General features: G+C 56.0%; 27 protein-coding genes and 2 tRNA genes. 14 read left to right on the top strand and 15 right to left on the bottom strand.

All coding sequences use genetic code 11. The annotated features are described in order from the left end of the window. Nucleotides 1–39: 39 nt before the first annotated feature. From BUB44_RS10500 to BUB44_RS10435, 12 genes are all read right to left on the bottom strand, one after another. Nucleotides 40–669, bottom strand: a complete 630-nt coding sequence (locus BUB44_RS10500) for an AAA family ATPase (RefSeq protein ID WP_073166061.1) — start codon at nucleotides 667–669, stop codon at nucleotides 40–42. A 141-nt stretch (nucleotides 670–810) separates the two neighbouring features. After that, a complete protein-coding gene (locus BUB44_RS10495) occupies nucleotides 811–1,830 on the bottom strand; it encodes a beta/alpha barrel domain-containing protein (RefSeq protein ID WP_073166058.1) in 1,020 nt (339 codons plus the stop codon). 38 nt (nucleotides 1,831–1,868) lie between these two features. After that, nucleotides 1,869–2,648: an enoyl-CoA hydratase/isomerase family protein gene (locus BUB44_RS10490; RefSeq protein ID WP_073166055.1), complete on the bottom strand. Its 780-nt coding sequence runs from the start codon at nucleotides 2,646–2,648 to the stop codon at nucleotides 1,869–1,871. A 13-nt stretch (nucleotides 2,649–2,661) separates the two neighbouring features. Beyond that, nucleotides 2,662–4,209: an acyl-CoA carboxylase subunit beta gene (locus BUB44_RS10485; RefSeq protein ID WP_073166052.1), complete on the bottom strand. Its 1,548-nt coding sequence runs from the start codon at nucleotides 4,207–4,209 to the stop codon at nucleotides 2,662–2,664. A 403-nt stretch (nucleotides 4,210–4,612) separates the two neighbouring features. Then, nucleotides 4,613–4,915: a spore coat protein gene (locus BUB44_RS10475; protein WP_051618284.1), complete on the bottom strand. Its 303-nt coding sequence runs from the start codon at nucleotides 4,913–4,915 to the stop codon at nucleotides 4,613–4,615. A 29-nt stretch (nucleotides 4,916–4,944) separates the two neighbouring features. Further along, on the bottom strand, nucleotides 4,945–5,166 hold the full coding sequence (locus BUB44_RS10470; protein WP_073166046.1) for a hypothetical protein: 222 nt from the start codon (nucleotides 5,164–5,166) through the stop codon (nucleotides 4,945–4,947). A 77-nt stretch (nucleotides 5,167–5,243) separates the two neighbouring features. After that, entirely contained in the window at nucleotides 5,244–6,137 is an 894-nt protein-coding gene (locus tag BUB44_RS10465; RefSeq protein ID WP_073166044.1) for a radical SAM protein, read from the bottom strand. Nucleotides 6,138–6,292: 155 nt separating this feature from the next. Beyond that, nucleotides 6,293–7,384 carry a redox-regulated ATPase YchF gene (gene ychF / locus BUB44_RS10460; protein WP_073166041.1) on the bottom strand — a complete coding sequence of 364 codons (1,092 nt, stop codon included), beginning with the start codon at nucleotides 7,382–7,384 and terminating at the stop codon, nucleotides 6,293–6,295. Nucleotides 7,385–7,419: 35 nt separating this feature from the next. Next, nucleotides 7,420–8,253, bottom strand: a complete 834-nt coding sequence (locus tag BUB44_RS10455; RefSeq protein ID WP_073166039.1) for a carbon-nitrogen hydrolase family protein — start codon at nucleotides 8,251–8,253, stop codon at nucleotides 7,420–7,422. A 56-nt stretch (nucleotides 8,254–8,309) separates the two neighbouring features. Next, a complete protein-coding gene (locus BUB44_RS15120; RefSeq protein WP_157833037.1) occupies nucleotides 8,310–8,531 on the bottom strand; it encodes a NifU family protein in 222 nt (73 codons plus the stop codon). A gap of 97 nt (nucleotides 8,532–8,628) precedes the next feature. Further along, nucleotides 8,629–9,927: a zf-HC2 domain-containing protein gene (locus BUB44_RS10440; protein WP_073166033.1), complete on the bottom strand. Its 1,299-nt coding sequence runs from the start codon at nucleotides 9,925–9,927 to the stop codon at nucleotides 8,629–8,631. A 14-nt stretch (nucleotides 9,928–9,941) separates the two neighbouring features. Continuing rightward, nucleotides 9,942–10,553, bottom strand: a complete 612-nt coding sequence (locus BUB44_RS10435) for an RNA polymerase sigma factor (RefSeq protein ID WP_242655956.1) — start codon at nucleotides 10,551–10,553, stop codon at nucleotides 9,942–9,944. Between the two features lie 212 nt (nucleotides 10,554–10,765). On the opposite strand from BUB44_RS10435, the gene BUB44_RS10430 reads away from it, so the two are divergent. The 5 genes from BUB44_RS10430 to BUB44_RS10410 all read left to right on the top strand — a co-directional run bounded on the left by BUB44_RS10430 (nucleotide 10,766) and on the right by BUB44_RS10410 (nucleotide 14,551). Then, nucleotides 10,766–10,854 (top strand) — tRNA-Leu (locus BUB44_RS10430). Nucleotides 10,855–11,258: 404 nt separating this feature from the next. After that, a complete protein-coding gene (locus tag BUB44_RS10425) occupies nucleotides 11,259–12,041 on the top strand; it encodes a DUF169 domain-containing protein (RefSeq protein WP_073166030.1) in 783 nt (260 codons plus the stop codon). 30 nt (nucleotides 12,042–12,071) lie between these two features. Further along, nucleotides 12,072–12,752, top strand: coding sequence for a class I SAM-dependent methyltransferase (locus BUB44_RS10420; protein WP_073166027.1), 681 nt, complete (start codon nucleotides 12,072–12,074; stop codon nucleotides 12,750–12,752). Nucleotides 12,753–13,042: 290 nt separating this feature from the next. Continuing rightward, complete coding sequence (locus BUB44_RS10415; protein ID WP_073166025.1) at nucleotides 13,043–13,489, top strand: hypothetical protein; 447 nt, start codon at nucleotides 13,043–13,045, stop codon at nucleotides 13,487–13,489. A 201-nt stretch (nucleotides 13,490–13,690) separates the two neighbouring features. Further along, nucleotides 13,691–14,551, top strand: coding sequence for a hypothetical protein (locus tag BUB44_RS10410; RefSeq protein ID WP_073166022.1), 861 nt, complete (start codon nucleotides 13,691–13,693; stop codon nucleotides 14,549–14,551). Between the two features lie 146 nt (nucleotides 14,552–14,697). Here BUB44_RS10410 and BUB44_RS10405 read toward each other — a convergent pair whose 3' ends face one another. Both BUB44_RS10405 and BUB44_RS10395 read right to left on the bottom strand, forming a co-directional pair. Next, entirely contained in the window at nucleotides 14,698–14,889 is a 192-nt protein-coding gene (locus BUB44_RS10405) for a hypothetical protein (protein ID WP_073166019.1), read from the bottom strand. A 275-nt stretch (nucleotides 14,890–15,164) separates the two neighbouring features. Next, nucleotides 15,165–15,247, bottom strand: a tRNA-Leu gene (locus BUB44_RS10395). A gap of 96 nt (nucleotides 15,248–15,343) precedes the next feature. On the opposite strand from BUB44_RS10395, the gene BUB44_RS10390 reads away from it, so the two are divergent. The 7 genes from BUB44_RS10390 (at nucleotide 15,344) to BUB44_RS10360 (ending at nucleotide 20,798) form a co-directional block, all read left to right on the top strand. Next, on the top strand, nucleotides 15,344–16,420 hold the full coding sequence (locus tag BUB44_RS10390; protein WP_073166013.1) for a hypothetical protein: 1,077 nt from the start codon (nucleotides 15,344–15,346) through the stop codon (nucleotides 16,418–16,420). 25 nt (nucleotides 16,421–16,445) lie between these two features. Beyond that, nucleotides 16,446–16,760, top strand: coding sequence for a hypothetical protein (locus BUB44_RS10385; protein ID WP_027357353.1), 315 nt, complete (start codon nucleotides 16,446–16,448; stop codon nucleotides 16,758–16,760). Nucleotides 16,761–16,921: 161 nt separating this feature from the next. Continuing rightward, nucleotides 16,922–19,213 carry a dynamin family protein gene (locus BUB44_RS10380; protein WP_131821620.1) on the top strand — a complete coding sequence of 764 codons (2,292 nt, stop codon included), beginning with the start codon at nucleotides 16,922–16,924 and terminating at the stop codon, nucleotides 19,211–19,213. After that, entirely contained in the window at nucleotides 19,180–19,374 is a 195-nt protein-coding gene (locus tag BUB44_RS10375) for a hypothetical protein (RefSeq protein ID WP_073166008.1), read from the top strand. The genes BUB44_RS10380 and BUB44_RS10375 overlap by 34 nt, the downstream gene beginning before the upstream one ends. Nucleotides 19,375–19,395: 21 nt before the next feature. Then, the gene (locus tag BUB44_RS10370) at nucleotides 19,396–19,662 is read left to right on the top strand and encodes a hypothetical protein (RefSeq protein WP_073166005.1); all 267 of its coding nucleotides are present in this window, start codon (nucleotides 19,396–19,398) and stop codon (nucleotides 19,660–19,662) included. 2 nt (nucleotides 19,663–19,664) lie between these two features. Next, nucleotides 19,665–19,964 carry a hypothetical protein gene (locus BUB44_RS10365; protein WP_073166002.1) on the top strand — a complete coding sequence of 100 codons (300 nt, stop codon included), beginning with the start codon at nucleotides 19,665–19,667 and terminating at the stop codon, nucleotides 19,962–19,964. A gap of 87 nt (nucleotides 19,965–20,051) precedes the next feature. Next, entirely contained in the window at nucleotides 20,052–20,798 is a 747-nt protein-coding gene (locus BUB44_RS10360) for a hypothetical protein (RefSeq protein WP_073165999.1), read from the top strand. 24 nt (nucleotides 20,799–20,822) lie between these two features. Here the strand turns inward: BUB44_RS10360 and BUB44_RS10355 are convergent, their stop codons facing one another. Continuing rightward, nucleotides 20,823–21,092, bottom strand: coding sequence for a TM1266 family iron-only hydrogenase system putative regulator (locus BUB44_RS10355; RefSeq protein ID WP_027357359.1), 270 nt, complete (start codon nucleotides 21,090–21,092; stop codon nucleotides 20,823–20,825). Between the two features lie 138 nt (nucleotides 21,093–21,230). Between BUB44_RS10355 and BUB44_RS10350 the strand changes: the two genes are divergently transcribed. Together BUB44_RS10350 and BUB44_RS10345 are read left to right on the top strand one after the other, a co-directional pair. Further along, a complete protein-coding gene (locus tag BUB44_RS10350) occupies nucleotides 21,231–22,226 on the top strand; it encodes an inorganic phosphate transporter (protein ID WP_073165996.1) in 996 nt (331 codons plus the stop codon). 72 nt (nucleotides 22,227–22,298) lie between these two features. Continuing rightward, complete coding sequence (locus BUB44_RS10345) at nucleotides 22,299–22,838, top strand: cell wall hydrolase (RefSeq protein ID WP_073165993.1); 540 nt, start codon at nucleotides 22,299–22,301, stop codon at nucleotides 22,836–22,838. Nucleotides 22,839–22,872 lie beyond the last annotated feature (34 nt).

Raw genomic sequence — 22,872 nt, 5'->3', positions numbered from 1 at the left:
GCCACCGCCCGTACGGGCCGGCAGGATTCACCCGGCCCTTTAAACCGTACAGCTACCGTCTTCTTTTGCCAGGGCTACCTCATGGACGTTGCTGCAGCGCTTGCGCTTCTCCACAAAGCCGATTTTTTCCTTAACCGTTTTCACCCTGGTTGCCAGGTCTCCGCTGACAATGGTGTAGGGAACGTTCATGATGTCCAGGAAGTTCTTAATCTTGGCGTCCACCACTACGGCAAAATCACTATCCTGGTACCTGATCCCGTCTTTTTCCACATCAAACTCCCGGGGCACGTAAAAGATGTCGTATTCGGGCAGGTCGCGCATGGCCCATTCGTATAATTTCATCAAAGCGTAAACTTCCTTGGGGTTTTTGAAATCACAGCTCAACAGGCCGTATACGTAGTTCAAAATGGTGGCGTTATCACAGAAAATAATATCGCAATAAGAAAGCTCCTCTTCCCGGCGTTTTTGTCCTTCATAGAGCAGGAACTGTTCAAAAATGCTCCGGGGCGCCCCGTACCAGGCAATGTACGAGCGGGCAAATTCCAGGCATACGTCGCTTATATAACCGGCCATGCTGTAATCCACATCCAGCTGCTTGCACAGGGTTGTTTTACCCGTCCCGGGACCACCGAGAATGGCAATTTTTCTGGGCTTTTTACCCCTGGCCATGGTACATTCCTCCCCCTTTAACTCTGCTACCGGAATAAATTCGCCGGAAAGTTACCCGTTCCCTTTCGCCGGGAAATAAAAACCCCCTGCACCGGCCCGGCGCAGAGGGTTTCCTATGCCCGCCCTTACTCCGTCTTTGCTTTACTTATGTCCCGTGGGTCCCTTGGGAATGCGGCCGGTGCGGATGCATTCGCTGCGCAGCCGCCTGCCCACAATTTTCTCCACCATGCGCCCTATCTCCAGCACCCGGTCCACATCCACCCCCGTATCAATGCCCATCTCGTCCATCATCACCACCATATCCTCGGTGCAGACCAGCCCCACAATGTTGGGGTCCTGGTAGTAATACGAACCGGTGCCGGCCACGGGAACCCCGTCGACGAAGTTGGCCGGCTGGCCACCGATGCCGCCCATGGTGCTTTCAAAATGGGTAATGCCGGCCAGCAGGGCGGCCAGCACGTTGGCCAGCCCCCAGCCGCGGGTTACGTGGAAATGGGCAATGTGCAGGTCCGGATTGGGGAAGGCATCCAGGACCATGGAAAAATACTCATACACCCTGTTGGGCGGGGCGGAACCGTCGTGGTCCGCGTGCTCGATATCGTCAGCCCCCAGCTCCAGGAAGCGCCTGGTCACCTCGAGGGCCGCTTTCATGTCCGTGGGCCCTTCAATGGGACAGCCCCAGATGGTGCTCACGGTGCCGTTGAACTTCATCCCCGCATCGTGGGCCTTTTTAATGCACCGCTCCACTTCCGCCCAGTAAGCTTTATGGTCCAGGCCGGAGTTCTTGATCTGGTGGGACTCGGAGGTGGAAACCATCATGAGAATGCGGTCCGGACCGTAACCTTCCTGCCGGGCGCGGATGGCCCGGTCCACGGCCTTTTCCCGGATGGTCACGGCCGTCAGCTCCACCCCGGGCAGTTTATCCTGCACCTTCTTGCTGGTACGGAGGAGCTTGAAAAGTTCTTCCGCATCGGCAAACTGGGGCATTCCCCGGGGGCTGCCGAAATTGGTCACCTCCAAACGCTTGAACCCGGCCAGAATCAACTGTTCCAGCACCCAGAGTTTGGCCAGGGTGGGGATGAATTTTTCTTCATGCTGGAAGCCATCCCGCACGGTAATTTCACCCAGAACTACCTTCCGGGGGTATTTCAATTCCGCCATATCCATTCCTCCTCCTCAATTTCACTGTTCTGGTTCAATTACCTGTTCCTGTATACCGGCTTTCTCTTTTCATTGAAGGCACGTAAGCCCTCATCCCGGTCTTCCGTGGCCAGGCAGACATTGTAGCACTGGGCTTCCAGGGCGAAGGCGGTATGCAGGTCCAGCTCCAGCCCCAGGTTGATGGCCCGCTTGGCCTGCTGCAGGGCAATGGGTCCATTCTGGACTATTTCCTGCATGATGGCCATGGTCCTGGTCATCAGCTCCTCCGGGGGCACCACGTAGTTGACCAGGCCCAGCCGGTACGCCTCGGCAGCCGGTATGCGCCTTCCTGTGAAGATGAGCTCCTTGGCCCTGGCGCGCCCGATGATCCGGGGGAGGAGCTGGGTCCCTCCCCCGCCCGGGATAATGGCCAGGCCTACTTCCGGCAGGCCAAAGGTTGCCTTCTCCGAAGCCACGATAAAGTCGCAGCCCAGGGCAAATTCGCATCCCCCGCCCAGGGCATAGCCGTTGACGGCCGCCACCAGGGGCTTAGGGAAATTTACCACCGCCTCGAAGGCCCTCACAAACAGCTCCCTCTGCTTCTTCATTTCCGCTCGGGTCATATTCTTTCTTTCCTTCAAGTCGGCCCCCACGCAGAATGCCCGGTCCCCTTCGGCCGTTAAAACAGCCGCGAACACCCCGTCGTCCAGTTCCAGTTCCTCCAGGGCCGCCACCAGCTCCCGGGCCATCTGCGTGTTCAGGGCGTTTAGAGCCTGGGGCCGGTTAAAGGTAATAATCCCCACCTGCCCCCGCTCCACCTTAATGGTTTCGTAAGCCACTCCCCGCACCTCCTTATACCGGGTATACCGGATGCTTGCGCTCGGAAAATTGCTGCCGCTTGGATTCATACAGGTTGAAGCGGGCAATCAGTTCCGCCCGCAGGTCCCCGGGGCGCACAATATGATCCACCACCAGCTCCGAGGCCAGGCGGTAAATATCCACGTCTTTTAAGTATTCCTGCTGTTTTTGCTGGATGAAAGCCGGCCTTTCTTCCGGAGGCAGGGCGTTGATCTTATTTTCGTATACGGCCTTGACCGCCGCCTGGGGCCCCATCACAGCCACCTGGGCGCTGGGCAGGGCCAGGCAGCAGTCGGGTTCAAAGGCCGGGCCGCACATGGCATACAGGCCCGCACCGTAGGCCTTGCGCACAATGACCGAAATCTTGGGCACCGTGGCCTCGGATACGGCGGAAATCATTTTGGCCCCGTGGCGGATAATGCCCTGCCGCTCCACGTATCCTCCCACCATGAACCCGGGAACATCGGCCAGAAAGAGCAGGGGAATATTAAAGGCATCGCAGAGGGTGACAAAGCGGGCCCCCTTATCGGCCGAATCCACAAAGAGCACGCCCCCTTTTTCCCGGGGCTGGTTGGCCAGCAGCCCCACCACCCGGCCGCCAATGCGGCACAGGCCGGTGATCAGTTCCGGGGCGAAGAGCTTCTTGATTTCAAACCAGGTTCCCCGGTCGATAATCCGGTCAATCAGTTCATACATGTCAAAGGGCTCGCTCTCCCGGGGCGGGATGATATCGGCGATATCCCGCCCCTCCAGGGGAGGCTCCTCCAGGGCCCTGGGCGGCCGGCCCAGGTAGTTCTGAGGCATGTAGGTCAGGTAGCGGCGGCAGGCTTCTATGGCTTCCACTTCCGTCTTGCAGAGCAGGTCACCGCAGCCGCTGACGGTGCAGTGCATGCGGGCACCGCCCAGATCCTCCAGGGTAGTTTTCTCACCAATGACCATCTCGACCATGCGGGGGGAACCCAGGTACATGCTGGCATTGCCTTCCACCATGAAAACCACGTCGCAGAAGGCCGGGATGTAAGCCCCGCCCGCGGCGGAAGGTCCGAAAAGCAGGCAGATCTGCGGGACCATGCCCGACATCTTCACTTCGTTGTAGAAAATGGCCCCGGCACCCCGCCGGCCGGGAAACATCTCCACCTGGTCGGTAATGCGGGCCCCGGCGGAGTCCACCAGGTAGATCATGGGGACCTTCATATCCATGGCCGTTTCCTGAATGCGCAGGATCTTTTCCACCGTACGCCAGCCCCAGGAACCGGCCTTCACCGTGGAGTCGTTGGCCATCACACAGACGGTGCGGCCGTGAATCTTGCCAATTCCGGTGATCACCCCGTCGGCCGGAAGGTCTCCCGCCAGGTTGTTGGCAAACAGCCCGTCCTCGCAGAAGGGAGCATCGGGGTCCAGGAGCAGCTTCAGCCTGTCCCGGGCAAAGAGCTTGCCCTTTTCGGCATTGCTCCGGTGATATTTGGGCGCTCCGCCGGTTTTAATGCGCGACTCCTTTTCCACCAGTTCCGCATCCAGGCTTCTTAAATCCACGCCATCCATGCTCTTACCCTCTCCTTCCTACTGCAAACAATTATCCAGGAGGTTTTCTGGCTGTACGGCATGCGGCACATCCTGCCCCAGTACCCATGCAAAAGTATTGCAGGATGTTTATTTTTATCTCTGAAACGCCATAAATTGTTCCCCAAATGCAGGAATGGCAGGCCAACCCGCAGTCATCCCCTGAAAGAAAAAAGCCCGCGGACCCGGTGATGTTCCCGCAGGTTAACACCATCATTGCTGCTGACTCCCCGAACTACCACGCCATTTCCAGCTACTGTTTTTGATTGTTTACACATAAATAACCGGTAACCGGCGAAATAAAAAGACCGGGCTTTTCCACACCCGGTCTCCCCTTGCAAACTCAGCAACAGCTGCGCCGAACGCCGGCAGCAGCCGGGAACGGTTACATCTGGGCGGGTCCCATCCCTGGAGCCATTCTCCCCATGGGGCCTTCGGGCCCGCGGATGTTGGTGGCTTCCGGTCCCATGGGCGTGCCCGTAAATACGGGATCCAGGGGGTACCAGCCGCGGGAGTGCATGAGGTCAAAAATCTGCTTCTGGGTGTTCATTTCCTCATTGTTGATATGAATGAGGGTGTTGCGAACCCTGTCATTGGCTGCTTCCAGCACAGCCATGTGATAACCGGTGGAGATCATCTTGGTTCCGGTTAGCATATCGGCCAGGATATCCCGGTCGGAAAATTGCACTGACCACACCTCCTTATCTTTTATAAGTTTTAATGCCGGGCCATCTGCGGCAGGCCGGCATCCTGGAGCAGGTTGTTCAGAGTGCTGATGTGGCGCTGCCCCTTGTCAATGCACTGCTGCAGCAGGCCCTGGATAGCCGGATCCCTGGTTTGCGTAAGGTAAAAACGGGCCTTCTTGGTGCACAACTCTTCCGCCCTTAATTGCTCTATAATGTGCAGCTTTTCCATTTCCGTCATCCGCCAGTGATGCATCATATCCACCTCCTTTCGCGGCCTAGTATCTCACAGGAAGAGTATTTTATACCACCGGGGGGAAAGATTTTCACCCTTCACGCGTAAATCCGCCGCAACCCGCACTCCCGGGCAGTTTCCACCGCCCGGCGAAATTCCTCCCGGGTAATCCGCCGGGAGAGCTCCGGGTAACGGCGGGCCTCGTGAGCCGGATAATATTGATCCATAATATTTACAAAAGTATAGGGGGAAATTTCCTCCGCCAGGAATTTCATTACTTCTCTGGTACGGGAGAGATCCCCGGGCATAACCAGGTGCCGTACCAGGAGTCCCCGTACGGCAATGCCCCGCTCATCCACTTCCAGATCCCCCACCTGGCGGTGCATTTCCTTCACCGCCTGCCTGGCCACCGTAAAATACCTGGCCGCCCCGGTATAGCGTTCACCAATTTCATCATCACCAAATTTAATGTCAGGCATGTATATATCCACAATTCCGTCCAGCAACTTCAGAGTGGGCAGGGCGTCATAGCCCCCGGTGTTATAGACCAGGGGCAGTTTTAAACCTTCACCCGCGGCAATATACAGGGCCTCCAGTATCTGCGGCACATAGTGGCTGGGAGAGACCAGGTTGATGTTATGACAGCCCGCCTCCTGCAATTCCAGCATGGCCCCGGCCAGTTCCCGGGCGGTAACCTCGTCACCTTCGCCGTACTGGCTGATATCGCAGTTCTGGCAAAAACGGCAGGCCAGGTTGCAGTTGGCGAAAAAAATGGTCCCCGATCCGTACCGCCCCACCAGGACATCCTCTTCCCCGAAATGGGGCCCCCAGCTGCTCACTGCCGCCAGGCGGCCGCCCCGGCAGAAACCCTTTTCCCCCTGCAGCCGGTTGACGTGGCAGTTCCGGGCGCAAACCGTGCAGTCAGCCAGGAGCTGCACCGCCTTTTCCACCCGGGCGGCCAGCTCGTCCGGAAAAAGATCGCGGTAACCCATTGCAAAACCCCCCGCTTGCCATTTTCTCCTATTATACCCCCGGGCGGGGATAAGAAAATGCACACAAAAAACCTCCCGCCGGGCCAGCAGAAAAATGGCGGGAGGTTATAAGGCCATATTTGTTTTTATGGCAGGAACATCCGTCAACCTGCATCCTAAACATTAAAGCGGAAGTTAATGATATCTCCGTCCTGAACAACATAGTCCTTTCCTTCCAGGCGGGCCAGGCCTTTTTCTTTCACCCTGGCCATGGAACCAAGGCGGTATAGATCTTCAAAGGCCACCACCTCGGCCCGGATGAACCCTCTTTCCATATCGGAATGGATCTTCCCGGCGGCTTTCCTGGCACTGGTACCCCTGCGAATGGTCCAGGCCTTGACCTCATCCTCACCAACGGTAAAGAAGGAAATCAGGCCCAGTTCCTCGTAGGCAGTGCGCACCAGGCGTTCCGATCCCAGTTCCCCGACTCCCAGGTCGGAAAGAAACAGCTCCCGGTCTTCCGGTGAAAGCTGGCTGATTTCCATTTCCAGCTGGCCGCAAATTTCAATGATCTTCAGCCCCCGGTCCGCAGCTGCCTCCTCCAGAGCTTCCCGGCCAGGATACTGCCGCGACTTGAACTGCCCTTCATCGGTATTTACCACCAGAATTACCGGCTTCTCAGTTAAAAAATTATAATTGCGCAGTAATGCCCTTTCTTCCTCCTCCAGTTCCACCTGGTGCAGGGGCACCTCATTCTCCAGGGCGGCCAGGCATTTTTCCAGAACCTCCAGCTCCCGGGCACCCTCTTTGGTAATTTTCTTCCCGGACTTCAGGCGGCCAATGCGCTTTTCCAGCAACTCCATATCGGCCAGGAGCAACTCCAGGTTAACCGTTTCCAGATCCCGCAGGGGATCGATTTCCCCATCCACATGGGGGACATCCGGGTTAACAAAGGCCCGGAGCACGTGTACCAGCAGGTCCACTCCCCGGATACCTTCCAAAAACTGGTTTCCCACACCCCTGCCTTCACTGGCCCCCCGTACCAGCCCCGGCACATCACTGCACTGTATCTGGGCATAAACAGTACGACGGGGCCTGTACAGCCCGGAAAGAAAATCCACCCGGGGATCCCTTACCCGGGCCATGCTCACATTGGTTTCAGTTTTACCGGTCATAAAATTAGATGTCTGGGCAACGCTCTCGGTAACCAGATTAAAAATGGTTGTCTTGCCCACCATGGGCAGGCCCACAATGCCAAAACTTAACATATGCTCACCCCATCTTTATCTATTCTACCAGAGGGTCAGGGGACGAGCAACTCCAGGGCATAAACATCCGTTCGCCGGTGGCGCAGCAGGGGGAGTTCGGAGCGAACCTTATCAATGAGACCCGGATCTATTTCCGCATAGATGATTTCTTCCCCTTCCCCGGCCATGCTGACCACCTTCCCCCAGGGATCCACCACCAGGGAATGGCCGTAAGCCACATAGGGGGCTCCGGGATCCCGCGCCGGAGAGGCCCCGATGAAATAGGCCTGGTTATCAACAGCCCGCATACGGAAAACCAGTTCCCAGTGTGCCGGGCCGGTGGTCATATTAAAGGCTGCCGGGATTACCACCACCCGGGCCCCTTTCAGCACCATCAACCGCATCAGCTCGGGAAAACGGATATCATAGCAGATGGCCACACCCAGGCCGCCCAGTTCCGCAGGAATGACCGTAACCCTGTTTCCGGCCCCAAGGGTGCTGGATTCTTTAACGGACAGCCCGCCGGCCAGCTCCACATCAAAAAGATGCACCTTCCTGTGTTTCCCCAGTAGCCGCCCGTCGGGTGCAAAAATAAAACTGGTATTGTAAACCCGGTCGCCGTCCCGCTCCGGCAGGGACCCCCCCACCAGGTAAACACCCTCCTCCCGGGCCGCCCGGGAGAGCATCTGCAAGCTGGGACCTTCCGGGTAACTCTCGGCATACCGGGGGAAAAGCCTGGCCACGTAGGGACAGTTAAACATTTCCGGCAGCACCACCAGCCTGGCTCCCTTTTCCGCGGCCCGGGCAATCATTTCCCGGGCGCGGGCGATATTTTTTTCCTTGTCCCGATCAATGGCCATCTGGCATACGGCCACCCTGTAACCCTGCACCGGATCACCCCCATTTATAGAAAAAACCCCTGCTCGTGCAGAGGCTTTTTGTTTCTTTAAACCTGGACTACTTCCTTTACTTCAGGAACTGCCTGCTTGAGCGACCGCTCAATCCCCATCTTGAGGGTATAGGTGGACATGGGTCACCCGCCACAGGCCCCTTTCAACCTGACCTTGACCACACCGTCAGCGCTGACATCTACCAGTTCCACATCGCCCCCGTCTCGCTGCAGGGCAGGACGAATTTTATTGAGGACTTCTTCTACTTTTTCCCGCAAAGCCCCTCTCCCTCCCTTCTACTAAAGGCGGTCAAGCCTAGTATAGGTATACCTTTGCAAACTTATTCCCCACTACACCACACCACATTGTCTTACCCTATTTTACCTGCAACTGGTCCTGCTGGCAAGAAGAATTTGTACATAACACAATCCTGACCGTAATCTTCCGGGCGCTTTCGGAAAGCGCGTCCAATTGTTCTGTTACCTTTTTAATCTCTTCCTGCACCTGCACCAATTCCGCCGGATCGGCTTCCCTGTTTAAAGCAAGAAGTTCCCTCTCCCTTTCCTTGAGAAGCCCCAGTTTTTCCTCCAGCTTTTCATATTCCGGCGTAATGTCGCGGGTATCGACCCGGTACTCCCTCACCCGTCCTATAGCTCCAAGTTCCTTAAAAAAACCGGGCCACACCTCACCGGGGATGATAAATGCAAATTCAGACTGCTCCCCGGCCTCGACGGGAGCATTATATTTTTGCCCCAGTTCCAAAATACGCCCCCCGGCTTCATTAATATCTTTTACTTCCAGCACAAGCATGATTTTTTTCACGGCTTTAACGCCGGAACTTATATCATCCCCGGGTAGAGAAGTGCCGGGGGCCAGCATCGGCCCGGGGGGAAGAGCGCCCGGGGCATCCCCGCCTCCGTCTTCCTTCCGCAGTTTCCCATTTGCACCGGAACGGCTGGTACCCGCTGCCCGTTGTTCCTTTTCTCCGGAAAGGGCCTGCGGCGAATTCAGTACGAATAGCCCGGGAGCGGGCTCCCGGGCAGGAACTGGACGCTCACCACGTTGCTCATCTTTTACGGCGCCACCGGCCTGCTGCTCCTGGCCGGGATAATTACCACCTGCCATCTGCGGCAGCTTTTTAACGGCCACGGTTTTCGCAGGCGAAGCAGAACCGGCGGGCGCGGCCTGTACCCGGCGTTCCTCCCCACCCGGGGGAGATCCGGATTCCTTCCCGGAAGATTTAAGGAGATCGCTGCTGATGCCATCATCCCGCTCCCGGTCAACCTGGCCTACCAGCGGAGCATTATCCCCGCCCTTCTGCCAGGGCCACATAACCCGGGGAATGATCTGGCCCGACCCAAGCCGGGCCAGGGAAAGGACAGCAACCAGAATGACTGCCGCGGCAGCAAATCTCAGCCAGGCCGGCCTGAACCTGGCGTACCAGGGAGTAAAGCGCCGGCCGGGCAGCCTTTGAAGCAATTGCTCCCTGAAAAATTCCGGGGGGGATACTTCGGGTAGAGCGCGCAGCAGTTTCATGCTGGCCTGCAGCTCTTCCCAGTGGCGGCGGCAGGCCGCACATTCTTCCAGGTGCGCTTTTATTTGCCCCAGCCGGGAGGATTCAAGTTCACCATCCAGGTATGCCGAAAGATATTCCCGTATCTGCTGGCAATCCATACGTCATCCCCCCTCTACTCAAGAAGACGGCTCAGGAACTTGAAATGTTCCCGCCGCCCGAACAACTTCTGCCGGAAGGCTTGACGGGCACGGCTGAGGCGGGATTTAACCGTCCCCTGGGCAATATCCAGGGCTGCAGCTATTTCAGCATAGGAAAGGCCCTGGATCTCCCGCATAACCAGGACCAGCCGGTACTCATCGGGCAGTTCATTCAAGCAGGCCTGCACCATTTCCTGAAATTCCCGCTGCTCCACAATTTCATCCGGAGACAGGCTGTTACCATCGGGCAGCCCGGGACAGGCATTTTCGGCCGTCATTTCCTCCAGGGAGGTTTTTTTATGCCGCTTCTGCCGGCGCAGTTCATCCCGGCACAGGTTGGCGGTAATGCGGTAAAGCCAGGTATTGAAGCTGGCTTCACCCCGGAAACGTGGCAGGGCCTGGTAAACCCTGATAAAAACTTCCTGAGCCAGATCGGAAGCATCGCTGTAGTTGCCGGTAAAACGGTAGGCCACGGTAAAAACCTTCTTCTCATAACGGCGCACCAGTTCTGAAAAGGCCTCCAGATTACCCGCGGCGGAACGTTTTATCAATTCCCGCTCATCCAAATCCCGAACGTCCGGGTGCAACAGGATCCACTCCCACCGGGCAAAATGTGACTTTTTTGCCCGGGGAGTAATTCTATAAATGGAAAAGGTAATCCTGCTCGTTCCCGGTTCAAATTACTCCCAAAACCGAGGCACAAGAACAGCCGCTGAAAACCACCCCGGACCCCCGCCCTCCCCGCCCTCCGGGGCATTGACAATTCACCGGCAATGTGCTACTATTTAAAGTACTGTATGCCGAAGTGGTGGAACTGGCAGACGCGCCGGACTCAAAATCCGGTGGGGCTCACACCCCGTGCGGGTTCGACTCCCGCCTTCGGCACCAGCAGGAAAATCAAGGGGTTGCGGTTCTGGTAGTAAATACCACCGGCCACTCAAAAAGTGCGAATCCGGTGGTGTTAAAAAGGGTCGCAAACCTTACCGGATTCACCCCTTCCGGCTGCCGCCTTCGGAAAGACTAAGGCAGCGAAGGGGGTTTATTGTTTTATGGCGAAGGGGAAAGTCTTACGCATTCGCAAAGACGTACCCGCCACATGGGGGGAAGCATTACAGCAGTTCCTGCTCTGGAAGCAGGGGGGGCAGAAAAGCTAGCGGACGGAGAAGGTTATCTTTTTATGGCCAAAATCAACCCGGAGGTATTATACATCCCTAACCCTGGGGTAGTTCCCGAAAGGAAATCCGGCCATCGATGTAGAACCTTTCTTAAAATTTTCTCCGGAGGCGAGGTTTATGCAAAGCAAAATAGCCGCAGCCTTAAAGCTCAGGTATTCTCCGGTGGCAATCCTGTTAACCGATGAGAAGCCGGAAGGCGCCCTGCAGTTCAAAGAGGGGCGCTGGGGCTGTGTGGTGGCCATGTTCACTGCGGCTGCCAGGGGACGCACGGCCGTATTCGACCGCAAAACTTTCGGCTGCCTCGGCGGCGGGGTGGGGCTGGGATTTGGCAACCAGTATAAAAATTTCCCCGGCGGTATCGAATATTTTCTCTCCACCGGCAACAAGGATTTCTGCCGCAGTGAGGTGGGGAAAAACCTGGTGCGCAATATGCCGGCCCTGGAAGAAGGGGAGCGCTACCTGAAAACCCCGGAAATGGCCAGGAAGTTTGTGGACTCCCTGCCCATCACCGAGGTACCTGCCACCTACGTGGTGTTCAAGCCCCTGCCGGAGGTAAGTCCGGACGAAACTCCCGCTGTTGTTGTTTTCCTGGCCAATCCCGACCAGCTTTCCGCCTTAACCGTCCTGGCCAATTACGAGGGCGGCGGCAGGCTTAATGTTATAGCTCCCTTCGGTGCCGGCTGCCATACCCTTTTCCTCATCCCTTATGCCGAGGGCAGGTCGGAAGAGCCCCGGGCGGTAATAGGGCTGACCGACATTTCGGCACGCAAGCACGTGGATAAAGACCTGCTCTCTTTTGCCGTACCCTACAAGATGTTCCTGCAAATGGAAAACAATGTGGAGGGGAGCTTCCTGGAAAGGGAAAGCTGGCTGCAGGTACTGAAAAGAAACCAGTCTTAAACTTTCAACACCCCCCGGAGAGCCGGACAAATGCCCGGATTAAACATATCCGCCAGGGAAGTCACCATTTTCCTGCCGGGGTTGACCCTGCCCCTCCTGGTACCCCGGAACGTCGAGGATCTCATCACCGACCCCGCGGATGAAGATAACATTCCATTGTGGGCTGAAATCTGGCCTGCAGCCAGGGGACTGGCCCGATATATCTGGGAAAACGTTCCCTTTTCCGGCGAAACCGTCCTGGAGCTGGGTGCGGGAACCGGCCTGCCCGGCCTGGTCTGCGGGCTCAAGGGAGCAAGGGTAACCTTTTCCGATTATAAACCTGAAGCTTTACAGTTCTGCAAAGCCAACGCCGCTCTGCAAAAAGTAAAAGAGGCGTATTACCTGCTGGCCGACTGGCGGGATTTTACCACAGACCGGCAGTTCGACTGGATTATAGGCTCGGACATCCTCTACGACCCCAAATTTTACCCTTTCCTGGCTGAAATTTTCACCCGCTGTTTGAAACCGGGAGGCCAGCTTCTTATCTCCCATCCGGGACGCCCGGCCACCTTTGACTTTCTGGAGAAAAGGTTGCCGGAATACTTTCATCTGCTTGCCGTCAAAACCATACCTGTGACCATTGAGGAACCCTATTTCCTCCACCACGACATATTCATACATCACTACCTGCGGGCAGGAAAGCTTGATCCCTGCCCGCCAGCCGGAAAATAAGGTGGGCTCCCCTTCCGTGGGGAGCCCTGCTGCCTTGGGGATTTTTATTAAAATTTTACATTCTTTTTGATGGCGTTGCCCGCGGAGACCGCCTGGTGGCAGCAGCAATTTACCTGCCAGGCGATTACCCTAGAGTGACGTGACATGCTCCAGCTGGTTTTCCAACTCTTCCCGCTGTTATAAGCATTTTTTAAATTGCCTTTTATATATGTTCAAATATGTTTGTTTAGTAACCATTTAATGGTGTATGTCATAAAATGATAATAAATCCAATATAAGGGGGGATGTGGATGAGAAAAAGAAAGTTCTTACTGGCTTTTGTTGCCGCGCTGATGTTGCTGTTATCTTCGGTACCGGGAGTATGGGCTCAAGAACCGGTACAGAACTCCTATGAAGGGGAAGGCTTCCATTATGTATCCGGTGAAAGTTTTCCCACCGCCATTCAGGTCACCGGTTATGACCAAAAGACCCGAAACTACTACCTAAACTACACCCTTCATACCACAAAGACTGTTGATGCTGCGCAAACTGTCACTTTTAATTACGTAATTGAGGTATTTGATGCGAATGGTGTACAAATAGGTAACCTGGGTACTTTTGATGTTCCTGAAACGGCATCCGGGGATGTTGGTTCCACCGATGCCACTGTGAAAAACAGTGAAATCACCATCAATGATCCAGGGCTCCCCGCCGCCTACCGAGTTGTAATTACAATCATTGAAACAGCAGTGGCTTAAGTTAAATAAGCAACACTGGATGGGGTTTTACCCTGTCCAGTATTATTTTTCTTGTTTTATGGTGGCATTAATTCCGGCAATATCATATTGTAATAAAGAATGCTTAGGTCCCTTTTCCTTTAATGCCCTTGCCGTATCGAACTTCTCGCGTCTCTCGTGCCCCTTTTCGGATACTTACTTTTAGAAAAAGGAGGTAGATAAATGTCGGATAACCACAATACAGAAAAAATTTCAGACATGAAACTGAATAAGAAAAAGAAATTTCTTCTTTTGGCAATTCTAGCTATAATGATTATTACCCTTATTATGATATTATGTTATTATCGTCCCAAGCCATCTCCACCTGTGGAAGTTTGGTTTGAAGAAAATTTTGAGCAAGGTTTAGGGGACTGGGAGTATTTAGACGCCAAATGGATTGACGACCAGGGGGTATTTGATAACACCTCGGTCCGAGTGGGAAGGAACGTGTACCTGGCTCCATACCTGAGCTATAAATTAAATCCTCCAATTTACAGGGATCAGATTGTCGTTGAATTCTATACCAAAATAGAGGACATTACCGGTGCGGCCACCACCCTGGCTTCTCTGGATTTTCCCACCGGTGAGATAACCGTGGTAGTAAACAGGGATAGGTATCTCGGGCTGGCATTCGGGCTTTTTGAACCCGCCCGGTACAGTACTCAGCGCCTGGCTCCGGGGGAGTGGACAAAAATTCAAATTTATGTTGACACCTCGGAAGGCAAAGTATCCTTATATCATAACGACTTGGAAATTTTGGTTACTCAATGGTCCGGGACACAACCCCTTATGAAAATCTGGTTGGGTTCGGTCTGGATTTACGGTGCGGAAAACTATGAATCCACTATTGGAAGCTATTACGACGCTATTCGAGTCGGGAACCCCGGCCTCCTTGCTTCACAAACCCTATTGGATAGAATAAAGGTAACCATTCCCGGCCTCTGGCGTAAGCCTGCGACCTCGTCCGGTATACTCCATTCCAAAGAGGAATACAATGAGCCCGAAAGCTTAAAAGTTAATCAACCAGCTAATATGGAAGATTAAACTAACTATGTGCTTACACCGGGCGGTGGTTATCTGATTACCAATTTAGCTAAGATGGGCTCCCCTTTCGTGGGGAGCCCACCTTTTCGAACCGGACCATCAGTGCAGGTTTATTATCTATCTTATAGATAATATTATCATGCTTTTTAGCCGTTCAAGGAAACGGAATGGCTTTCCCCTGACAAGCTGCGCGGGTAGCACTTTTTCTGCTGCCCCCGCACCAGGCGCAGCTTTGGCCCGGGCTGCTCATTTTTCAGCATCTCGGCACGCGCCAGTTCAACCTGACAGAATGGTTCTTCCAGGTATTTCGTCACCAGGTGCTGAATCCATTCCCGCATGCAAACCACCCCTTTCGGATCACCTGACGGGATTAATTTTATTTTATATAAGACCGGTAAGGTGGAAAATAAATTTCCCGCCAACGGCCCTTTTCGGCTGGCGAGTTTTTCACAAGCACGGAAAAGCAACCAAATAGCTAGGCGAACTGTTCACAAGGCCCGCAAACACGAGCCGGGAGAAAAAGAAACGTGGACGGAACAGTCCACGGAAGGGCTGCAAAACAAAAGGCCCCTGTAACATAAAGCTTACAGAAGCCAGACAGGGAATATAATTCTGGTGTCGGAGGCGGGACTCGAACCCGCACGGTTTCCCACACGCCCCTCAAACGTGCGCGTCTGCCAGTTCCGCCACTCCGACATCGCATTTCTTATTATACGGCTTACAAAGCCCTCCTGTCAAGGGTATAATATTTTTTAAACTGGCAGCCATGAACGCGGGAGAGGTTGTTCGCAAATGCCCAATTCCATCTGGCTTTATCGTCTGTACGACGTGGCGGAAGAGATCAACCTGGAAATTGTGGAACAGTCACTGGCTCATACCAAGCCCACTTCCAGGCTGCGCATCTCCCGGGCGCGGTTGATGTCCGTGCATATCCCCAACCCCCCCGTAACCGTGGAACTGGGAGAAGAATGGATCAGGCTGGGCCAGCAGGATTTTCACGCCCGTTTTACGGGCAAGGTCTACGACCTGGGGGTAGTCAGCCTGTGCATGCAAATAATACTCCCGGAAGGGTACAGCTACCGGGAAATCAAGGAGCTCGCCCTATCTTTAGGTGAGGATGAAGTTATTGACAGAATTACCGAAGATATATTTAAGAAGAAACTGGCCGAGGTAACAGGCAGCCTGAGCAGGGCCATGGTTCGCCCGGAATTTAAAGGGGCGGAAGAGGATTACATCCTGTTTTTCTTTCAGGAATGGAACCGGGAATGGGATCCCGTGCCCCTGCTACTGGCCGAATCTGAACCGGTAAGCCCGCAGGTGCGCCGGGAAACCCTGCAGCATTCCTTTTCCTACGGCCCGGATGACCTCACCATCATTACCTGGGCCTCGGCCCTGGTATACGACGCGGCCGGCAGCCACGACATTCCCGACCTGCTGGAATTTGCCCTGACCCAGCTCCTGGAGCTCCGTTACTACGATAACCTGCTCAGCGAAGAAATGGGTAAAATGTACGGCGATATTGAAGAGGCGGAAAAGGTTACCGTCTTGAGGCGCATGGGGCATTACCGGCACATCATGAACCGCCTGATGGAACTGGTGGTGGATATTAACGAGATCCTGGAAAGAATTCAGAACTCTCTCAAAGTAACCGAAGACGTTTTCTATGCCCGGGTATACGGCGCCGCCCTGGCCGTATTCCGCACCAGAGCCTGGGTGGAAAGCATCCAGCGCAAGCTCTCGCTCATCATGCAGAATTATACCCTGCTCAGCAACCGGGTGGTCAACCAGCAATCCGTGCTGCTGGAACTGGCCATTGTCCTGCTCTTTCTACTGGAAATATTTATCAATCTCCCCTCCCTCCTTCACTAGCGCTCACTGCCAGGAGGTGTTTTCAGTGCAAGAAATAAACCCGGATGTCCACAAGCTGCTTGTTTTTTTACAGAACCTGCAGGGAAAAACGGTGCCGGAAATAAGCCAGGCCTGCATGCAAAAAATCCGCCACATGGAGCTGACGGGCAGTCCCGACCGGGCCCTGGTGGAACATTTGAAGTCCATTATCCTGCTCATCCGGCACCTGCGCCGCCCGCCCCTGGCCGGGGACGAGAGGGTGCGGCGCTTCCTGATTGAATTCTTCACCAGGATCCAGCAGCATGACCGCCGGGCAAAACACGTTCTTGAGGTCCTGCAGAAAACCGGCTCCAGCGCTTAAACCCTTCCATTCCCCCGGCCGCCCTTACCCCGCCGTAAGTTTACAAATGCCGCGGGTCTCCCCATGTCATATTTATCCCCCGATGCTAATATATAGCAGATAGGCAGGTGGACGGTCCGGCCCGGCCAGGACCGGCCAAAATATCCGGGGAGCGTGTTGAAATGAACGGGACATTTCCATCTGAAAACCCGCGGCAGCGACCCCACCCTTTAAAGCGCATTGGTGAACTGCGGAAGAAGTATCTCCCGCCCCAACCTTCACCCCTCCTTGCCGTTGCCGGAGCCCGTAATGCAGGAAAATCCACCCTGATCAACGCCCTCCTGCAGGAAGATATTTCACCGGTGGACGTCCTGCCGGCCACTCCCTGCCCCATCTTTTTCTTCCACGGCCAGGCCTTTTCCGTATCCGCAGGCAGGTTCAAGCCGGTCCACTCCCGGCAGGGGCTGGCCTCCCTGCTGCGCCGGGGGGACATCCATGCCGGCCGGGTAGATGTTACCCTGCCCAACCCGTGGTTAAGAATATGTACCCTGATCGACACCCCCGGGCTGGATGCCGCCAGCCAGAGCCACCTGGTTGAAAAAACCCTTGCCCCAGCGGATCATATCCTCTACCTCTTCCACCAGCGGGGCATGGACGAACAGGACCGGCTCTTACTGCACCGCTTGAAAGGGAGTCTTTCCCGCCCCGGCTCCAAACGGATCTCTTTCTGGATCAACTGTAACTGCGGCCGCCCTGACGGCAGCGCCCTCGCAGCCACCCGGGAGGCCCTGGGAGAAATCTTCGGCCGGGAAATCCCGGTCAACTACCTGAACACCAGGGATGCGGAGAGTATTGAAAACCTGCGCCTGTTCGTGGAAGTGGAGCTGGCCTTCATTATCCTGAAAGAACTGGAGAAGTTTTTCTCCGGGGAAGACAGGCACATACCCCGCCAGCTGGCCGGAACCCTGGCCATCGGGGAAGACGGGCTTTTCCTGGATGCCTTCTGGAGCATTTACGAACGCGCCCGTGACGCGCTGGAAACCAGCCAGCTGTTTGCATCCCTGCAGCAGGTACGGCTGGAGATCCGGGAAAAGCTGGCCGCATATAACCGGAAAGTTCCGGCTGTCGCAGCATCACCCGCCGGCATGGAGAATACGTGGCAGGCCGTCAGTTTTCCGGTACTCAAAGAGCGCCTGCTCAATTTGCTGCAGCGCCTGCTGGAAGCCCCGTTCTTACAGTCGCCGGCTACCAGGGAGCGCCTTGCGGAGCTGGCCGGGAGCCTGGCCGGCGACCGCTTTTATGTTACCCTGTGGGGCCCCTTTTCTTCGGGAAAAAGCACCTTTCTCAACGCCCTGATGCAGGAAGAACTGCTACCGGCCCAGGATAAATCCACCACATCCACCCTTGTCCGCCTGCATCACGGGGCGGAAAAGGTAGCGGTAATCCATTATCCCCGGGAATTAACCCTCTTCCTGGTGGAAGAAAAAGAAGGGAACGCCTACCTCTGCCGGGAGGAACTGGTCACCCTGTACCGCTGGCTCAATAATCCCGGGTTGCTGAAAGACCTCCGGCAAATGGAGGCCTGCACCGGGGGCAGATATTCACGGGTTAACGCGGCCGAACTGGCGGCGCTGCTGATCCAAACTCAAAATCTTTTCCGCCCGCCGGCCCTTCCGGGGAACATTTATAACCACGTTCCGGCCATCACCCGCCCCATCTCGCTGAAGCGGGCCGCCCGGGCACTAACAGCGGTACGCCTGCATTTTCACCACGTCCGGGAAAAGGTCTTCCACCTGGCAGATCCCGGCGAGCTGGCAGAATTCAGGCGGCTGATGATAACCCCCGAAGAAGCCATGCTTATCGAGGCGATAGACATCCACCACCCGGCGGAAATGCTCAAGCTGGCTACCTTTGTGGACTCCCCGGGAATAGATTCTGTACACACCCGCTACGCCAGGAAGGTGGCAGAATGGCTGCGTAACAGCGACCTGCACCTGATCTTTTTCAACGGCCGGCATATGCTCTCCCCGGTCCACAGGGAATTCCTCCGCCAGGAAATCCCCCCGGAAAGACAACGGGATAATTGTTTTTACGTGGTTAACTTCGCCGATACATTAAATCTCAGTGAAAGGGAACGGGTGGCCACCTGGCTGCGCAGGGAACTGGCCCCGGCAGCATCCCGGGAAATCCACTTTATTTCCGCCCTGGATGCCCTCAAGGACGGGAAAAACCTCGCCTTTAACCGGCTTTTACGCCAGCTCGAGCAGGCCATTCTCATCCAGCGGGGCGAAAAAATACTCCTGCGCCGCATTGACCAGATTGGGGAGCTGCTGGCCGTGGAAGCACGGGAATCACCCCCGGTGGGACGTTTGCTGGAAAAATACATCCGGGAACTGGAAGATATCCGCCTGATCCTGAAACGACCTGGAGGTTATCGCATATGGAGAACGCCCGCATCCTTGAGGAAAGGTTAAAGCGTATTATCCGGGAGATCAGCAGCCAGACCGGCAATGAGATCAGGCAAAACCTGCTGCAGGAACTGGAAAAAGAGGTCACAGACATCATCCACCGCCATTCCGAGGAGGAAGTCAACCGCTTCCTGAACCTGCTTAAAAAAGCTATTAACCAGATATAAAGTTTTTAAGGAGGTATCCCCATGTCCGCCAGGCAAACGACCCGGGATGAAGCACTCCAGGCCCTGATGAAGGAAATCCTGCTGGCCATGCGCGAAAAATTGCTGCAACCTCTGACCCAGGAAATGAACCGCCTGGCCCGCAACGTAAGCGAAATGCAGGAACAGCAGGCCGCCTTTTACCGGGAAATCAAAGAACAGCTCGGGCAGCTGGAAACCAGGGTGACGGAAGCCCCCCTGGTTACCCTTACCGCCCTGCGGGACGCCATTCACCAGGCAAAGGAGGGTTAAACATGGCCACCGCACAGGGCAGGGAAAAAGAGGTGGTGGACTCCCTGGCCAGGGCCATCCGCCAGCGCCTGGTTGCCCCTGCAGAAGAACGTTTCCACCAGCTGGACGGCCAGGTAATCAGCCTGAATACCGCCCTCCACGACAGCTACCGGGAGTGGCGCTCGGCAGCGGAGGAACTGGAAAAGCGCATCAGGCACCTGGAAAAAGGGCTTGCCCGGGCTGGAAAGCAGATCCGGGGGCTGGCCCTGACCCTGGCCCTGCTCCTGGCCGGCGCCGTCTTTTTCTTCCTCAAAGGGTGGTAGGCTAAAATTTGTTTTTGCGGGTAGGAAAATGCCGCCCGGGGGTAGAAAAAGATCCACCAACCATTCAGCCCGGTGGGGGTAATGAGGTTGTATCCGCAAACCCATGTTTTTTTTGCCGAAAGAGTGTGCGGGAAGCTTTCCCAAGCCCTGGCCCTGGGCAGTATTTTCCCCGATATGGTTGCTGCCCTGGTTCCCGGCCGTGACGACAGCCACGGCCGGGGAACGGAACTGCTGGCCGTCCTGGGCGATGATCCCCAGCTCAGAGAGTTTGCCCTGGGGGTGATGACCCACGGCATCAACCCGGAAGGCCTGGATTATTACGGGGACGAAAAATATCTTCACTTTGAGCGGGGCTACTGCTTTGAAAAGGGTCGCCCGCTGGTAGAGGAAACCATCAGGGCTTGCAACCTGCCCCCGGCCCTGGGCTGGTGGAAAAGCCACAACATCGTGGAGATGGGGATCGAGCTCATTACCGGCAGGAACGGCTCTTACAGTAAAGCACTGGCCGCCGCCTTCGGCAATACCGCCCTGGTGGACAAAATCAGCCGGCGGGTGGCCCCGTTCTACGGAGTGGAACCACGCCGGCTGTACCAGCGCATCCATAACTTCCCCTATTACATTGAAATCTCCCGCCTGGATCCCCGCGCCCTGGCGGCCAAATACGACGTGCAGATGTTTTTCAAGCACCGTATCCGCATCGATATCGAGCGGACAGCCCGGCTTATTGAAACCGCCCGGCATATTGTGGAAGCCGACCTGGAGGAATTTTTTAAATACGCAGAAGAGCAGGTGCGTCAGAACATGCACAGGGCGAAAGCCTGGGAGGCAACATGAAATCCCGGTTGCAAACCGGGATTTTTAACCGGAAACCTGCGTCAGGGAGGGTCCCAGGGCAACGGACTTCACCACCACTCCCTGGATCTGCTGCAGCTCCTGCTCCAGCATCCTGCGCTCATCATCGTCCGCTTCCATGGTCAGGGTGATGATCCCCCGCCTGCGGCTGGGGTCGGGAATTCCCGATCGGCTTAAAATCCTGGAACCGTGCCTGGTGAGCACCTGCTGCACTTCCGGTGCCTTCTCCGCCCGCCCATCCACCAGGATGCCCACCACACAAATATCCTTCGCCATTATCCCACCTCCCGTATTTTTTAAACCCCTACAAAGTATGAACCCCGCCGGCAGTTTTTATGACCACCCGGGGGAATACAAGGTAATGATACCACTGACTGGTTAATATGTTTTACTAAAAACCCAAGGGGTGATCCGGTGGGTGAGGTTCTTTTGTCTATTATTTGCCTGGCCCTGGCCTTTGATTTCATAAACGGTTTCCACGATACGGCCAATGCTGTGGCCACCTCCCTGGCCACGGGCGCACTGGCCCCCCGCCCGGCCATTTTTCTGGCCACCACCATGAACTTCGCGGGGGCTCTTACTTTCACCGGGGTGGCCATGACCATCGCCGGGGACATTGTGGATACTGCCGTACTCTTCCAGTACCCCCGGGCCATCCAGGCCGCCCTGCTGGCGGCCATTCTCTGGAATCTTTTCACCTGGGCCGGGGGATTACCCAGCAGTTCTTCCCACGCCCTGGTGGGTGCCCTGACCGGTGCCACCCTGGCTGCAGCAGGCGCCCCGGGGGTTAACCTGGCGGGCATGACCACCATTCTGCAGGCCCTCATCCTCTCCCCGCCCCTGGCCCTGGTTGCCGGCTTTACGGTTATGCTGCTCGTTTCGTACCTGACGGGAAGCCGGGCCGGCCCCCGCCGGGACCACCGCTTCAGACGCTGGCAGCGCCTGGCCGCTGCCTTCCAGGCCTTTTCCCACGGTACCAACGACGCCCAGAAAACCATGGGGGTAATCACCCTGGCCCTGGTTCTTACCGGGTACCAGGATAATTTTGTGGTCCCCCTGTGGGTTAAAGTCCTGTCGGCCGCAGCCCTGGCCCTGGGAACATCCTGCGGCGGCTGGCGGATCATACGCACCCTGGGCCGGGGCATCACCCACCTCAACCCGCCCGCGGGTTTTGCTGCGGATATGGGCTCGGCCCTGGTCATTTTCACAGCCACCCTGTGGGGGCTGCCCGTCAGCACCACCCACGTCGTTTCTTCCTCCATCACCGGGGCAGGTCTGGCCCGGGGGGCGGGCAACGTCTCCTGGCCCACGGTGGCCAGGATTATCCTGGCCTGGACTTTTACCCTGCCGGCCACCATCGCCCTGGGAGCCCTGCTTTACGCAGTATCAGCCAGGGGGTCCATAATTTAACGCTTGATTATACCGCCAACCTGCGCTATACTCGCCAGTAGCCTGGGAGAAACGACGGAAGGAGTGGAAACCATGGCTTTTTTTCTCTGGCTTAAAGAAAATAAAATGGCTTTGAAGGCCACTGCTGGAATTATGGTCATGTTTGCCCTGGTCCTGGCAGTCCTGCCGGTGGTGGGTGGCGCCGCCCCGCAGGCGGACCAAAAAATAGCCCACCAGGAGCAGGTGGCCAGCAGCCAGGTTTCCCGCGGAACCAGTATCAGCCGGGAAGACCTGATCCTGATGGCCCGGGTAATTGAAGGTGAAGCGGCCGACGAACCCTATATTGGGAAAGTAGCGGTGGGAGCGGTGATCATAAACCGCACTCAGAGCGGGGAATTTCCCAGAACCATCCGGGGCGTGATTTACCAGCCTGACGCCTTTGAGGCCGTGACCAACGGCCAGTATATGCGGCCCCTTACCAGGGAATCCATTGCCGCGGCTCAGGAGGCCATCAGCGGCCACGATCCCACCGGCGGCGCCCTTTATTACTGGAACCCGGTCAAAGCACAGAGCACCTGGGTCTGGTCCCGGCCGATTATCACCCGGATAGGCAACCACGTTTTTGCCCGTTAGAAAAAGCAGGGGATGCCCCCTGCTTCTCATATTT

Origin of the sequence: Desulfofundulus australicus DSM 11792 (genome assembly GCF_900129285.1) — a bacterium.
GTDB classification, from domain to species: domain Bacteria; phylum Bacillota; class Desulfotomaculia; order Desulfotomaculales; family Desulfovirgulaceae; genus Desulfofundulus; species Desulfofundulus australicus.
Note: the sequence above shows the minus strand (reverse complement) of the source record. Positions and strands in the feature narration are given on the sequence as shown.

Bases quoted from the DNA above. Each gene is read 5' to 3' on its own strand.
- BUB44_RS10500 (WP_073166061.1), bottom strand. From the start codon at position 669: ATGGCCAGGGGTAAAAAGCCCAGAAAAATTGCCATTCTCGGTGGTCCC.
- BUB44_RS10495 (WP_073166058.1), bottom strand. From the start codon at position 1,830: ATGGCGGAATTGAAATACCCCCGGAAGGTAGTTCTGGGTGAAATTACC.
- BUB44_RS10485 (WP_073166052.1), bottom strand. From the start codon at position 4,209: ATGGATGGCGTGGATTTAAGAAGCCTGGATGCGGAACTGGTGGAAAAG.
- BUB44_RS10470 (WP_073166046.1), bottom strand. From the start codon at position 5,166: ATGCATCACTGGCGGATGACGGAAATGGAAAAGCTGCACATTATAGAG.
- BUB44_RS10465 (WP_073166044.1), bottom strand. From the start codon at position 6,137: ATGGGTTACCGCGATCTTTTTCCGGACGAGCTGGCCGCCCGGGTGGAA.
- ychF (WP_073166041.1), bottom strand. From the start codon at position 7,384: ATGTTAAGTTTTGGCATTGTGGGCCTGCCCATGGTGGGCAAGACAACC.
- BUB44_RS10440 (WP_073166033.1), bottom strand. From the start codon at position 9,927: ATGGATTGCCAGCAGATACGGGAATATCTTTCGGCATACCTGGATGGT.
- BUB44_RS10425 (WP_073166030.1), top strand. From the start codon at position 11,259: ATGCAAAGCAAAATAGCCGCAGCCTTAAAGCTCAGGTATTCTCCGGTG.
- BUB44_RS10420 (WP_073166027.1), top strand. From the start codon at position 12,072: ATGCCCGGATTAAACATATCCGCCAGGGAAGTCACCATTTTCCTGCCG.
- BUB44_RS10415 (WP_073166025.1), top strand. From the start codon at position 13,043: ATGAGAAAAAGAAAGTTCTTACTGGCTTTTGTTGCCGCGCTGATGTTG.
- BUB44_RS10410 (WP_073166022.1), top strand. From the start codon at position 13,691: ATGTCGGATAACCACAATACAGAAAAAATTTCAGACATGAAACTGAAT.
- BUB44_RS10405 (WP_073166019.1), bottom strand. From the start codon at position 14,889: ATGCGGGAATGGATTCAGCACCTGGTGACGAAATACCTGGAAGAACCA.
- BUB44_RS10390 (WP_073166013.1), top strand. From the start codon at position 15,344: ATGCCCAATTCCATCTGGCTTTATCGTCTGTACGACGTGGCGGAAGAG.
- BUB44_RS10380 (WP_131821620.1), top strand. From the start codon at position 16,922: ATGAACGGGACATTTCCATCTGAAAACCCGCGGCAGCGACCCCACCCT.
- BUB44_RS10375 (WP_073166008.1), top strand. From the start codon at position 19,180: ATGGAGAACGCCCGCATCCTTGAGGAAAGGTTAAAGCGTATTATCCGG.
- BUB44_RS10370 (WP_073166005.1), top strand. From the start codon at position 19,396: ATGTCCGCCAGGCAAACGACCCGGGATGAAGCACTCCAGGCCCTGATG.
- BUB44_RS10365 (WP_073166002.1), top strand. From the start codon at position 19,665: ATGGCCACCGCACAGGGCAGGGAAAAAGAGGTGGTGGACTCCCTGGCC.
- BUB44_RS10355 (WP_027357359.1), bottom strand. From the start codon at position 21,092: ATGGCGAAGGATATTTGTGTGGTGGGCATCCTGGTGGATGGGCGGGCG.
- BUB44_RS10345 (WP_073165993.1), top strand. From the start codon at position 22,299: ATGGCTTTTTTTCTCTGGCTTAAAGAAAATAAAATGGCTTTGAAGGCC.